The sequence below is a fragment of the Streptomyces sp. NBC_01244 genome, from assembly GCF_035987325.1.
Lineage (GTDB): Bacteria > Actinomycetota > Actinomycetes > Streptomycetales > Streptomycetaceae > Streptomyces.
Genome location: NZ_CP108488.1, coordinates 7166469 through 7178583 on the forward strand (window position 1 = coordinate 7166469; position 12115 = coordinate 7178583).

Genomic DNA, 12115 nt, shown 5'->3' on the forward strand with positions numbered 1-12115 from the left:
ACTGGTCAGAGCAGTTCGAGCTGGGTGGGCTGGGTGGCCCTTGGGGGCCGGCTCGCGACACGCAAGAGGTGCGCGACGGTGGTGATCTTGTGGCTGACCGCAGCCTCGGCCAGCAGCGTGAGTAAAAGCACCGCGGTCACGGTGACGTCATCCATCGCCCGGTGCCGGTGTGCCGGCTGCGGAATCGCGAAGTGGGCCAGCAGCGTGTCGAGGGAGTAGGAGTCAAGCCCCGGTACGACGAACTTGGCGAGCAGCACGGTATCGACGATCCGCGTACAGGCCAGCCGCGGGCACGCCTCACGGTAGTTGTAGAGGATGCCCCCTTCCGTCGGTGCATGATGCGCGACCAGAAGCAGGGGCGGCTCGGGCAGCGCCTCGTCCAGTGCATGAAGCACCGTGGCGGCGGGCGGCGCCTCGGCGACGTCTCGCATGGTGATGCCGGTCTGCGCGATGCCGAAGGATGTGATCGGCGCATGTGCCGGAGGGCGGATGAACGAGGTGAACGAGAAGCCGGTGCGCACCGGGCCCCGGCCACGCTCGTGCTTGAGGCCCAGCGCGGCGACTTCGATCGGCTCGGGTGAGGCACCTCTCGGGGTGGTGCCCTCGAAGTCGAGCACCACGAAGTGGGTGTCCTGGAACAGCGGGTCGTCCGCGAGACGCCCACCCTCCGGCGGGGAGACCGGTGCCATCACGAGAGGCCCCCGGGGCGTGCCGTTTCGGTCGCCAGCGCGTCTTCGAGATCCGCCAGGCTGTCGATCAGCCGCCGGATGCTGGTCTGCCGCTCCGACCAGTGCCGTTGAAGGTCCGCCTCCGCCTCCTCGGGCAGGTCATACTCGACGGTGGTGGCGCCGTAGAAGCTGAACAGCATGTACAGCAGGGCGATCCGCGCGCTGGCGAGTACGTCGGCAACGGGCAGGGTCGGGTTCTCGGACCGGTATGCGGCGACCATCGCCAGGATGCAGTCGGCCCATGGCTCGGAGCTGGCGATGGTGCGTGGGTCGCACGCCGCACGCCCGAGCTCCCAGGCCGGCAGCGCTCTGGCCGCGCGGAAGTCGATGACGGCGGTGACGACATCGGCCAGGACCAGCTGGTTGGTGCGGGTGAAGTCCGCGTGCAGGGCCTGCTCGACCAGATCCTCGGGCAGAGCGGACCTCAGCCGGCCGGCATGGGCGTGCAGGTCCTCTCGTCGCTGGGCGATCTGGCTGCGCAGCGCTCCGAGGTTTTCGTGCTGCTGGCGGTAGGCCGCGTCCAGGACTGTGTCGCACTTGGCCAGTGCGTCCTCGATGGACCCGGTACGCCACCGCGTCTGCTGGCGGAGGCGGGGGAGAGGGTAGGCGGCCAGGACCCGGTGCATCCGTCCCAGAACCATGCCGATGTGTTCCGCGCGTGCCACCGTCATCGCGGAGGTGGCGACCGTCCCAGGTGCCTCGTCGACCACTGCCCAGGCGCTGCCGTCGGCCAGGCTGAGCAGGTTGCCGTCCCGGTCCGGCCATACCCGCGGCACCGGAAGCCGAGCAGCCCGGCAGAACTCCGACATGTCCCATGCCGCGCGAGCCGCCTCCAGCTCGGCCGTCAACGGGTACTCCTTGACATAGAGCCGTTGCCCGTCGTGTGTCAGCACACGCCAGTTGACGGTGTCCGTGCCCATCGGTACCTGCCCGATGGTCTCGACATCGATCCCGTACCGGTCGGTCAGCACCTCGGCTGCCTGCTCCTCCTCCCAGTTCAGCTCATCCATGTCGTTCACCGATCCCGGACAGGGGCAGGGCATACGGCACCGGGCTGGGTGAACGAGTAGTCCTCCGTCAGCGCCCTGCGGCTGGCGCTTCCGGGCGGTGCCGGTTTCACTTCGACGCTGCCGGCAAGCGGATGCCGCGACGGAGTCGTGCCGAGCGGCGAAGTGGCCTCTTCGGGGAGGCCGCAGGAGCGCTGTCGCTCTGCGGCGATGGGGAACGCGTTCATCCGCTCACGCTCCTACGCAGAGTCCGGTTGTAGTGGGCCCGGAGGTTTTCGAGCATGGTATGGGCGGCGTCGACGGTTTCCACATCCCGGTGTTGTACGCCCCACTTCAGGGCGCTCACGGCGTCCTGGGCTCCGTACGCGAGACACGCGTGCTGTTCGGCGGGGGTGAGCTGGCGTCCGTAGCCGTCGTAGAAGGCGGTGCGCAGCTTGCGGTTCGCGGAGAGGATGCGCAGTTCGAGGCGGGGGAAGTCCCGCTTGGCGGCGGGCTCGACGCAGGTCCGTTCGAAGTCGATCAGGCGTAGGGTCCGGGTGGCGCTCTCCCAGAGCCAGTTCCTGGGCTGGTAGTCGGCGTGCGACACCTGCGCCGGCAGCTCGCCGGGGCGCTCCCGGGTGAGGTCGCGCAGCATCACGCCGACATCGGCCGGCAGGTAGAGCGCGGCGTCGTTGAGCATCTTCTCGACGGCTGCCGCCCACTCGTCCTCGCCCTCGGCCGTGGTTGAGGCCGTGCCGGTGGGAGCAGAGTGCAGGAGCGCCAGTAGGTAGCCGGCCTGCTGGTATGCCTCCAGCTGCTCCTTGCCGTCCAGAGGGTGGCTGCGGACGCTGCGTCCGGCGACCGGCGTGATCACGATGGCCCGCGCTTCGCTGTCGGCCGCGACCAGCGTCGGAGCGCGCCCCGCACCGAGACAGTGGGTCCACCGCAGGTACGCGTCAACTTCGCGGCGGTGCCCCTTCGCCCCGGCATGCCGCTTCACGAACCACGGCTGCCCGTCACTGCCTCGTACTTCCCAGACCCGTGGACGGTCGGGGCCCGGCCATGAATGCTCGGCGACGAGCTCGAAGGTGCCGGCCACCGTGGTGATCAGGTCTTCGATCCTCGCGGGGATGTCGGTCATGCCGATGCGCCCTTCCAATCGGCCACCCACCCGGAATGATCACATGAAGTGACGCTATGGGTGCGCAGTGTCGTCTTGTTGTGTGGGGGAGTAGCTTGCCAAGGGCCACTGACAGCGTGGCTGGTCTGCGGTTATGTGACCTGGTGGCCGCCGGTTCCGTGGGAGGCGTCGAGTACGCCGAACATCCAGCCGAGGGTGATCAGGTGAGGGTCGTGCTCGGCGCCCCAGCGCGCCCGCAGCGCTCGGATCCGCTTCTTCATCGCGTTGTGGGAGAGGCCGCAGTGCTCTGCGATCTCGGCGTAGGTGCCGTCCAGGGCGAGCGACCAGAGGATCTTGGTCTCGATGTCGTCGACGCCGCCGGGCGGTGGTGTCGGCTCCGGCCGGGGCAGCTGCTCGGTGACGTAGCACGCGTGGACCAGGGCATGACGGTGGCGTACTCCGGCCCGCCGGTTCCCGTGCGACATCTGGATCGCGACGGTGCCCTCGGACAGGCCCAGTTCGGCCGCCGCCTTGGCGGTGCTCATGCCCCGGGCGAGGGTTCCGGCGATCTTCACCTGTGCCGGGGTCGGATGTGAGGCGGCCGTGGCGGGCCGTGCGGACATGATCGGCGTCCCTTCGTTTCGGCGGCGGTGTGGTGGCGGTGCAGGTTGGGCAGACCCCGGCCGAAGGGGGAACTCTCCCGGCCGGAGTCTGGTCTTGGTGCGGCGAGAGTTCAGGCGCGGGTGAACCAGCGGGCCTGTTCCGCGTCGGTCACGATGCCGCGGTGGTGGTCGAGCTCGAGCTGCGCGAGGTGGGCGTAGTGCTCGACCACGCTCTTCCCGAACGCCTCCTGGGCGACGGTGCTGTGCCGGAATGCGGAGCGGGCCTGATCGAGGGTGAGGGGCAGGAGAGCCGCGTCGGTGGCCTCGTAGGCGTTGGAGGTGCAGGGCGCCGGCGGGGTGAGCTGCCGCTCGATGCCATGGATCATCGAAGCGAGCGCCGCGGAGAGAGCGAGGTACGGGTTCGCGTCCGCCCCCGGAACGCGGATCTCCAGGTGCACGCCCGCCCCGTGGCCGGTAACCCGCACGGCGCAGGTGCGGTTGTCCCACCCCCAGGCCATGCGAGTGGGGGCGAAGGAGCCGGGCACATACCGCTTATAGGAGTTGACGTTCGGCGCGTACAGCGGGGCGAGCCCCGGCAGCGCCGTCAGCAGCCCGGCGATTGCCTGCTCGCCGATCTTGGACAGCCGTCCGGTCGGATCGGTGATCATCGGGTTGCCGCTGCGGGTGAGGGAGATGTGCAGGTGGAGTCCGCTGGCGATGCCGGTCTGGGGGGAGGCCATGAACGTGGCCGTCATGCCGGACCGGCACGCCAGGGTGCGCACGGCGTGCTTGAAGACGAGGTGGTTGTCGCACGCGGGCAGCGCGGCACCGTAGGGGAAGGTGGCCTCCACCTGACCCGGGGCGCCTTCGGTCTTGATCGCCTCGACGGGCATGCCCGCCTTGGACAGCGAGCCCTGGAGGCGCCGGAAGAGCCGGTCGGTGTCCGGCGTGTGGTCGAGGGCGTAGTCCAGGTTCTCCTCGGCCACCGGCATGAGTCCGCCCGGGCCGATGCCGGCGGCCGGGGTGTAGGTGCCGCGGTAGAGGATGAACTCGGTCTCCAGGCCGGCCTGGGCGTGCAGCCCGTGGGCGGCAAGCCGGGTCAGCTGGTCGCGCAGAATCTGCCGCGGCGCAACCTCGATGGGTTCCTCGTCCAGGCCGATTGCGTTGCCGAGGATGAGCGCGGTGCGCGGCATCCACGGAAGGGTGCGCAACGTCGAGGGGTCCGGCACGACCGTCATGTCCTCGTACCCGCTCGCCCAGGACGTGAGGGCGAACCCGTCGGCGGGCGTCATTTCGACGTCGGTGGCCAGGAGGTAGGCGCACATCTCGGCACCGCCGTCGAGTACGCGGTCGAGGAAGTGCCGCGCCCCGTACCGTTTGCCCTTGAGGCGGCCCTGCAGGTCCGGCACGGCGAGGAGAACGGTGTCGATCACGCCGGCTGCGACGGCCTTGCGTAGCTCGTCGACGCTGAACGCCCGGGCCGGCCGCCGCTGGCCGGTGGACGTGGTCTGGGTGTGGGGTTGCGCCGTGCTGCTCGGGCGGGACGTCGTGCTGGCCGGGGTGGGGAGGGCGGTCATCAGATGACCTCTTCCTGGATGCGGGCCATGCCCGAACCAGCATCGGCTGCCGCGGTCGGCACCTTGTAGTCGCGTCCCGCGACACGCCACCACACGGTGGCCAGGGCGAGGACGACCAGCAGGGCGATGGGTGCGTAGTTGAACGTGGTCACGGAGACGAGGCCGGACTCGGGCCGGGACTGGGGGAGGCAGAACAGCACGGTCACGAAGACCACCCAGACCACGGCGATCGCGCCGACGGGCACGCCCCAGCGGCCCAGGTTCCAGGGGCCGGGCTGGAAGCGGTGTCGGTTACGGATCCGCAGATAGATCGGGATGGCGTACGCGGGCGTGATCCCGATGACATTGATCGCCGTGACGGCGGCGTACGCGGTCGGGCTGTACAGCGACGGCAGCGCCAGGACCGCGGCAACGCCGACCGACAGCCACACCGCGCGGGTCGGGGTGCCGGTGCGGGCGTCGACGTGACGCCACAGCTTTGACCCGGGCAGTGCGCCGTCGCGGGAGAAGGCGAACACCATGCGGCTGGCGGCGGCGGTCTCGGCGTTGCCGCAGAACAGCTGCGCGACGATTACGGCCAGCAGCAGGGCCTTCGCGCCGGCGGTGCCGAGGGCGTCGAGGAAGATCTGTGCCGGCGGCACGCCGGTGGCGGTGGCCTGGGTGGCGGCGTAGTCCTGGATGGCGAAGGTCAGTCCGGCCAGCAGCACGAACCCGGCCAGCCACGACCAGCCGATCGCCCGCATGATCCCGCGGGAGGCGGAGACCTGGGCGTTGGTGGTCTCCTCCGACAGGTGGGCGGAGGCGTCGTAGCCGCTGAAGGTGTACTGGGCGAGCAGCAGCCCGATCAGCACTACGTACAGCGAGCCGGACCAGCCGGTGTTGTTGACGAACTCCCCGAAGACGAAGGACGGCGACTGGTGGTGCGACGGCACGATCGCGAGCGCGCCGACGATCACGGCGACCCCGCCCAGGTGCCACCACACGCTGATGGAGTTCAGGATGCTCACCAGCCGGACCCCGAAGAGGTTGAGGGTGGCGTGCAGCGCGAGGATGCAGAAGTAGATCGCCATGATCTTGCCCGGTGTCGGGGCGAAGCCGAACTGCAGGTTCAAGAAGGCGCCGGTGAACAGCGCGGCCCCGTAGTCGATGCCGGCGATCGCACCGAGCAGACCGAGCAGGTTGAGCCAGCCGGTGTACCAGCCCCACTTGCGCCCGCCGAGCTGTTCGGCCTGGTAGTAGAGGGCGCCGGAGGTGGGGTACGCGGAGGTGACCTCAGCGAGGCCGGCTCCGACGAGCATCACCATGGCGCCGACGGCGATCCAGCCCCACATCATCACGGCGGGACCCCCGGTCGCGAGACCGAAGCCGTACAGGGTCATGCAGCCGCTCAGCACGGAGATCACCGAGAAGCTGATGGCGAAGTTGCCGAACGGCCCCATGCGGCGGGCCAGCACCGGCTCGTAGCCCAGTTCCCGAAGGAACGCATCATCTGACTGGGCCCCCGCCGCGCGGCGAGTCGGGCGTGTTCGTAACACTGGACATCCTCCATGGAATGGGTGGAACGAGTACAAAAAGTCAGGTGCATGCCAAGTCGGCGTTTGCTGTGCGCGACGGTCAGCGCACCGGTCCGGCACGAGGTGCGTGCGTGCGTGCAAAGGACAGCGACTCCCGACGGGCCCGCAGCAGCAGAACCTCGCCACCGTCGGGATGGTTCGGGTCCTCATGGACGGACGCCCACGGCTCCCGCGAGGCGTAGGTGCCCACGGCTGTGAACACCTCGGCGGCCTCCACGAACCGGTGGCCGGCCCACAAGGCGTACGCCAGGTGATGCAGGTCGGTCACCGAGCGCGGCGCGGTATCCGGCTGCTTGAACCAGTGGTGGAACGCCTTGACCGTGTATGTGATCGTCGGCTCCTGCGCCCACTGCCGACGCCACAGCGGATCGGCACGGTGCTGGAGGGACTGCTGCCGGCACTGCTCAACGAGCGCGTACAGCGGCAACAGCAGCAACGGGGAACCCGCCGGCGACCACGAGGCCACCCATCGGCCGAAGTCGAAGACAGCGGCGAGTGAGGCCGCCGGTGGGACGGGGCGGGCCAGTATGAACTGCAGTACCCGGTGGTACGCCTCCCGGTTGTACGGGTCGCGCTGGTTGATCCCGTGCAGCAGCCCCCACGGCCCGCTCGGCAGCATCGGCTCTGCCGATACCTCACGGTGCTCCCGTCGCACCTGGCGTCCATCGATCTGTGCGAGGGCGAGCAAGCAGATCCAGGGCACCGGATCCCGCGGCTCCCGGTGCGCCATCATCAGCGAGCCATGCCGTGCAGCCTCCTCCAATGCCGCAGCGCTTGCGTGCTGCTGGTGATGGGCGCGCAGGGCTCGCTCCACCGAGACGCGGGCACGCATCACCTGGGCGTCGTAACTGTTCGGCTCCTCCGTGAGCCACACGCCCATCACGTCGGAGTGGGCAGCGGTGACCGCCAGTACCTGCGTACGCGACGTCCGCAGCCCCCACTGCCCAGCAGTTGCCGCCAGCAAGTCACGCGCCGGTCTCCACCGGCCGGCCTGCAACTCGACCATGGCCATACCGAGGGCTTCGTCGGTGCCGGCCGGGTGGTAAACCGGGCGCATCAGTGCGCCTCGTGACCGAGGTCGTCGACGGTCGCAGCCGAGGGCCGGGAAAGCGGAAACCTTGTGCTCTCGATCGCGGCACAAGGGTGCGTCATGCTCTTCTCGGTCATCGAATGCTTCCTCGGCAGAGAGAGGGACGTTGGTGCCGGACAGGATCGCTGCGCGGCCGGAGAGAGCCACCGGACTGCCAGCGCCCGGTCTAGAACTTGATCCCACTGATCAGGCGCGCGACGTTCGTCGCGACCTCGGAGATCGCGGGGGCCATCGAAGAGCTGGCCAGGTAGAACCCCAGGAGGACGCACACGACGGCGTGCCCGGCTTTCAGTCCGCCCTTCTTGACGAAGAGGATGACGAGGACCGCGAGCAGCACGACAGCGGAGATGCTGACCGCCACGGATGTGTCCCCCTTCCGAACCGTCGGTGATGTGGCTCGTTCCCTGCCCAAGTCCCCCGCAGCGGAGCCCAAGCCCATTCCCGACGACATTGCTGACGAACCGGTGCGAGAGGTACACAGGACCGGACGAGCTCGTGCTGCGAGTGGTAATCGGCCCTGAACAGAGGCTGATTGAGGCACAAGGCTGACCGGGAAACGCCCGGTGTGCACATTCCGCTGGTGATATCACTGGGGTGATCTCGGTTTTCGGCGGGCTACGCCGGCGGCTGGCGCACTTTCGCTTGGGGAGGTACGGGTGGCCCAGCAGGCGCTGCGACAGTGCGACGACTGCGGTTGCTGGCTCAGCCAGTACAACCCGGACGGCCTCTGCTCCGCTTGCGCGCGATCTCGCATCCCTTCCGCCCCCGCGTTACCCGCCGTACCGGAGCGGGTGTGGCAAGACGTAGATATCCGACAGGCCTTTGCAGCCCTTGACTTCGGCAAGGCCAGCCGTTTGATCAGACAGCGAGGCTCGCTGCGCCAGGAGGACATGGCCCAGCTCACGGGACTGAGCCAGGCGTTCTTGTCCATGCTGGAGTCGGGCAGCCGACGCCTCACCAACATCGACAAGATCATCGAATTTGTCGCAGGCGTCGGCGCCCCTGCCGAGCTCATCCAGCTCCCGCTCCCACGGTCAGCAGGGAGACCGCTTCAGCAGCCCTCGGATCAGTCAGCCGGAGATCTCGACCCAACCCTGCCCTGGACCGCGGCCCGTATGGTGGCGGCACTGGACCATGCGGTTGGAGGCGACGTGATTGACCGCCGGCAGTTCCTTACGGTGAGCGGCATCGCGCTCACCGCCTTCGTCCACCACTGGAGCACCGCCGAGGCCGAGCCCCTTCAACGCGCCACGGAAGGAAGCCAGCTCGCCCCGGAACTGCTGGACAACCTGCAGGCGACCACCGACCGCCTGCGCATCATGGATGCCAGCGCCGGCAGCGGCACCCTCACCGAGCTCGGCGACGCGCACCTCGAACTCCTCAAACGCCTTCTGCAAAAGGCGTCATACACCGAAGACACCGGGCGACGCTTGGCCGCCATCGTCGCCGACACCGCCACCCAGACCGGCTGGTTCGCCTTCGACTCCGGACGCCACGACCACGCGCAGAGCTACCTGCTCGCCGCACTCCGCGCGGCCAAGGTCGCCGGCGACGACCGTCTCGGCGCCGGCGCCTTGTCCTACCTGGCCATCCACGGCTACTCCACCGGACAGCCACGCACTGCGGTCACCGCGGCGCGAGCCGCCCGCGAGAAGATCAAGACCTTGGGCACCCCCGCCCTGGAGGCGATGCTGCTGACCCGGCAGGCACGCGGGCACGCCAAGCTAGGCGAACGGCAGGCAGCCCTCATCGCACTTGGCGAGGCCGCCGAACTCTGCGCCCGGGGGCGCTCCGAGTTCGACCCCCACTGGCTGTACTGGATCAACGAAGGCGAGATCCACGGCCAGTCCGGCAGCGCCTATCTCGACCTGGACGATGCGCCCCACGCCGCCGTCAGCTTCACCGAGGCACGCAAGGCCCTCAACCCGGCAGACCAGCGCACCAACGCCCTGTTCCTCTCCCGTGCAGCGTCCGCCTACCTCCGGAAAGGCGAACTCGAAGCAGGCTGCGCCACGGCACACCAGGCGCTCGACCTTGCCGAACAGCTCCAATCGGCCCGTCTCAACGAGCACATCGAGGGAATGATCGGCGACCTCGCCCCGGTCCGACGGAGCCCGTACGCTCGGGAGCTGATCGACCGTGCCGCTCTCGTGACGGGTGCAAGGAGCTGAACGTGACCCAGGCCCAGCAGGTCCTCGTGCTGTGGGACATCGACCGTACGCTGCTGTACGTCGGCGACATCGATCGGCAGGTCTATCGCGAGACCTTCGCCGAGGTCGTCGGCCGTCCCGCCGAACACCTGCCGGCCCGCGGCACTGGCGTGACCATGCCGCTGGCGATCCGATCGCTCCTGATCGACAACGGAGTGCCGGAAGGCGAAGTCGATGGTCTGCTGCCGCGGATGGTGGATCTCCTGCCGGTCCACCTCGCTACACATGCAGAGGACCTGCGTACACAGGGCGTCCTCATGCCAGGAGCGGCCGCTGCGCTGCGTGCGGTGCACGATCATCCTGGCTTGATTGCGACCGCCGTGACCGGGAACCTCAAGCCGAACGCCGTGCTCAAGCTCGCAGCCTTCGACCTTGAAGGTCTCCTCGACACCGAGATCGGCGGCTTCGCCTCCGACGACCACCACCGGCCGGCACTCGTGGCCATCGCTCAGAAGCGCGCCCAGGCCAAGTACGGCACGGTCTTCACCCGCTCGAACACAGTGATCATCGGGGACTCGCTGGAGGATGTCCGCACCGGCCTCGAGGGCGGCGCCCCCGTCATTGGTATCGCATCGGGCAAGACCACGGCCGCCGAACTTACTGAGGCTGGTGCTGACCTCGTACTCGATTCCCTCGCGGACGTGGCACGGGTTCTGGAGGGCATCGCCGCGCTGACGACGACGAGCGGGCAGCCTTAAGGTTCTGTCCGGCCATTCATGAAGAAGTTGTCGTCGGGAGGTTCTTCATGAGGACGATGCTGTCGTAGTTGGTGACGTCCCACCGCCAAGTGCCGATAGGCGCGTAGCCGCGCCGGCGGTACCAGTCGACGAGGTCTGTTGCCTGTGAAGAGGTATCGATGACGACCTGTGTCGATCCGAGAGCAGCGATACGTGACTCTGCCAGGGCCAGCAGTCGCTGTCCGAGGCCAGTGCCTCTTTGCGATGGCTCGACAGCCAGTTGCCAGAACGAGCCCCCTCCTGCGGGCGCCGGGTATCCAGCCGGATTGGTGTGAGGGGCTGACACGGTGACGGTGCCGACCAGTGCGTTCCCGTTCATCGCGACCCAGCACTCGCCTTTGCTCAGGCGGTGCTGTGTGTCCTGCGGATTTTGGTAGGAGGCGAAGAAGACTCGCCCGGCAGCGGCGTGGTCTGCGTAGGCGCGATGGAGCAGGAGAGTCAGCTGCTCTACCGAATCATCGTTGCGGAAACGCCTGACTTGCACGGTTGCAGACGGACTCGCTTCCGTCGAGTTGATGTTCATTCGCGCAGTCAAGCGCACTTCTGGGATCTGTCCAGCTCAGTCATCTGACTTTCCTTTGGATCGGGGCGTTGCTCTGGGTATGGGGCGGGGTGATCTGACGGATGCCGAGCGGGATCAGCGACGGCGATTCTCCCGGTCAGCAACGGGCGTTGAGGCAGGTGGCGGGATCACCGCCCAGGTGATCGACGGGATTCTGTACCGAGTCTGGATCGGCGCGCAGTGGCGTGACCTGCTCGAACGGTTCGGTCCGTGGAAGGCCTTCTACGAACGTACCGACTTTGGTCAGCAGACGAGACATGGGAGCGGCTGCTACAGCAGGTCCAGGCGTGGCATCTACTCGGGACGCGCCCGCCAGGCCGTGGTCGACATGCGCAGTCTGCTGTCCCCGTACCGGCACCGCGGCATTCCGGCCGTCACCGCCCTGGATGCTCGGGCCGCCCCTACCTTGCCCACGTACATTGACCAGGTCACGATGAGGCACGAGGGGAAGCTCATGGCGCAGTCGCTGGAGATCAAGCCGATCGGTATCGTAGTCGGAGGCCGCACGGAACCTACGGACGATCACTGGGGCGGTCCTGCGATCATCCGACTGGACCCGACCTTTCCGGCCGACGTAGTCAACGGCCTGGAGGGCTTCTCGCATCTGGTCGTCGTGTGGCACTTCCACAAAGCGTCGCCGGCCGATGTCGCTCTCCACGCACGCAGCCCCCGTAACAACCCGGCCTGGCCGCCTACCGGAACCTTCGTCCACCGCAACCACCGCCGGCCGAACCAGCTCGCCCAGTCCTTCCCCCGGCTTGTGAAGGTCGAAGGTCTGGACCTCCACGTCGTAGACCTCGACGCGGTCGAGGGCACGCCTGTCTACGACGTAGCGCCCTACTTCCGGGAGATGGGACCGCGCGGCGAGGTGCGGGAGCCGAGCTGGCCGGCCGAGATGCTTGCGGACTACTGGGAATGAAGTAGCGAGC

At 68.3% G+C, this 12115-nt stretch carries 12 protein-coding genes and 1 pseudogene; 4 read left to right on the plus strand and 9 right to left on the minus strand.

Features of this window, described 5'->3' with window-relative positions:
- Positions 1–5: 5 nt before the first annotated feature.
- The 8 genes from OG247_RS32255 to OG247_RS32290 form a co-directional block, all read right to left on the minus strand.
- Positions 6–689 (minus strand): 3'-5' exonuclease, encoded by a 684-nt coding sequence (locus OG247_RS32255; protein ID WP_327257716.1) that lies wholly within the window; start codon positions 687–689, stop codon positions 6–8.
- Entirely contained in the window at positions 689–1738 is a 1050-nt protein-coding gene (locus tag OG247_RS32260) for a phosphotransferase enzyme family protein (RefSeq protein WP_327255484.1), read from the minus strand. The genes OG247_RS32255 and OG247_RS32260 overlap by 1 nt, the downstream gene beginning before the upstream one ends.
- A 220-nt stretch (positions 1739–1958) precedes the next feature.
- Positions 1959–2855, minus strand: coding sequence for an aminoglycoside phosphotransferase family protein (locus OG247_RS32265; RefSeq protein WP_327255485.1), 897 nt, complete (start codon positions 2853–2855; stop codon positions 1959–1961).
- A gap of 131 nt (positions 2856–2986) precedes the next feature.
- Positions 2987–3457 (minus strand): hypothetical protein, encoded by a 471-nt coding sequence (locus OG247_RS32270; protein ID WP_327255486.1) that lies wholly within the window; start codon positions 3455–3457, stop codon positions 2987–2989.
- 110 nt (positions 3458–3567) lie between these two features.
- Entirely contained in the window at positions 3568–5013 is a 1446-nt protein-coding gene (locus OG247_RS32275) for a glutamine synthetase family protein (RefSeq protein ID WP_327255487.1), read from the minus strand.
- Entirely contained in the window at positions 5013–6548 is a 1536-nt protein-coding gene (locus tag OG247_RS32280) for an amino acid permease (RefSeq protein ID WP_327255488.1), read from the minus strand. The genes OG247_RS32275 and OG247_RS32280 overlap by 1 nt, the downstream gene beginning before the upstream one ends.
- A gap of 79 nt (positions 6549–6627) precedes the next feature.
- Positions 6628–7644 carry a hypothetical protein gene (locus OG247_RS32285; RefSeq protein ID WP_327255489.1) on the minus strand — a complete coding sequence of 339 codons (1017 nt, stop codon included), beginning with the start codon at positions 7642–7644 and terminating at the stop codon, positions 6628–6630.
- Between the two features lie 199 nt (positions 7645–7843).
- Complete coding sequence (locus tag OG247_RS32290) at positions 7844–8038, minus strand: hypothetical protein (RefSeq protein WP_327255490.1); 195 nt, start codon at positions 8036–8038, stop codon at positions 7844–7846.
- Positions 8039–8333: 295 nt separating this feature from the next.
- Between OG247_RS32290 and OG247_RS32295 the strand changes: the two genes are divergently transcribed.
- Both OG247_RS32295 and OG247_RS32300 read left to right on the plus strand, forming a co-directional pair.
- The gene (locus OG247_RS32295) at positions 8334–9848 is read left to right on the plus strand and encodes a helix-turn-helix domain-containing protein (protein WP_327255491.1); all 1515 of its coding nucleotides are present in this window, start codon (positions 8334–8336) and stop codon (positions 9846–9848) included.
- A gap of 2 nt (positions 9849–9850) precedes the next feature.
- Complete coding sequence (locus OG247_RS32300; protein ID WP_327255492.1) at positions 9851–10585, plus strand: HAD family hydrolase; 735 nt, start codon at positions 9851–9853, stop codon at positions 10583–10585.
- A gap of 16 nt (positions 10586–10601) precedes the next feature.
- On the opposite strand, the gene OG247_RS32305 is transcribed toward OG247_RS32300, so the two are convergent.
- Entirely contained in the window at positions 10602–11147 is a 546-nt protein-coding gene (locus tag OG247_RS32305; protein WP_327255493.1) for a GNAT family N-acetyltransferase, read from the minus strand.
- 175 nt (positions 11148–11322) lie between these two features.
- On the opposite strand from OG247_RS32305, the pseudogene OG247_RS44940 reads away from it, so the two are divergent.
- Both OG247_RS44940 and OG247_RS32315 read left to right on the plus strand, forming a co-directional pair.
- Positions 11323–11471, plus strand: a pseudogene (locus tag OG247_RS44940) (transposase); the annotation flags it as partial.
- A gap of 169 nt (positions 11472–11640) precedes the next feature.
- Positions 11641–12105 carry an SAM-dependent methyltransferase gene (locus tag OG247_RS32315; RefSeq protein ID WP_327255494.1) on the plus strand — a complete coding sequence of 155 codons (465 nt, stop codon included), beginning with the start codon at positions 11641–11643 and terminating at the stop codon, positions 12103–12105.
- The last annotated feature ends 10 nt before the right edge of the window (positions 12106–12115 follow it).

Bases quoted from the DNA above. Each gene is read 5' to 3' on its own strand.
- OG247_RS32265 (WP_327255485.1), bottom strand. From the start codon at position 2,855: ATGACCGACATCCCCGCGAGGATCGAAGACCTGATCACCACGGTGGCC.
- OG247_RS32305 (WP_327255493.1), bottom strand. From the start codon at position 11,147: ATGAACATCAACTCGACGGAAGCGAGTCCGTCTGCAACCGTGCAAGTC.
- OG247_RS32275 (WP_327255487.1), bottom strand. From the start codon at position 5,013: ATGACCGCCCTCCCCACCCCGGCCAGCACGACGTCCCGCCCGAGCAGC.
- OG247_RS32255 (WP_327257716.1), bottom strand. From the start codon at position 689: ATGGCACCGGTCTCCCCGCCGGAGGGTGGGCGTCTCGCGGACGACCCG.
- OG247_RS32315 (WP_327255494.1), top strand. From the start codon at position 11,641: ATGGCGCAGTCGCTGGAGATCAAGCCGATCGGTATCGTAGTCGGAGGC.
- OG247_RS32270 (WP_327255486.1), bottom strand. From the start codon at position 3,457: ATGTCCGCACGGCCCGCCACGGCCGCCTCACATCCGACCCCGGCACAG.
- OG247_RS32285 (WP_327255489.1), bottom strand. From the start codon at position 7,644: ATGCGCCCGGTTTACCACCCGGCCGGCACCGACGAAGCCCTCGGTATG.
- OG247_RS32260 (WP_327255484.1), bottom strand. From the start codon at position 1,738: ATGGATGAGCTGAACTGGGAGGAGGAGCAGGCAGCCGAGGTGCTGACC.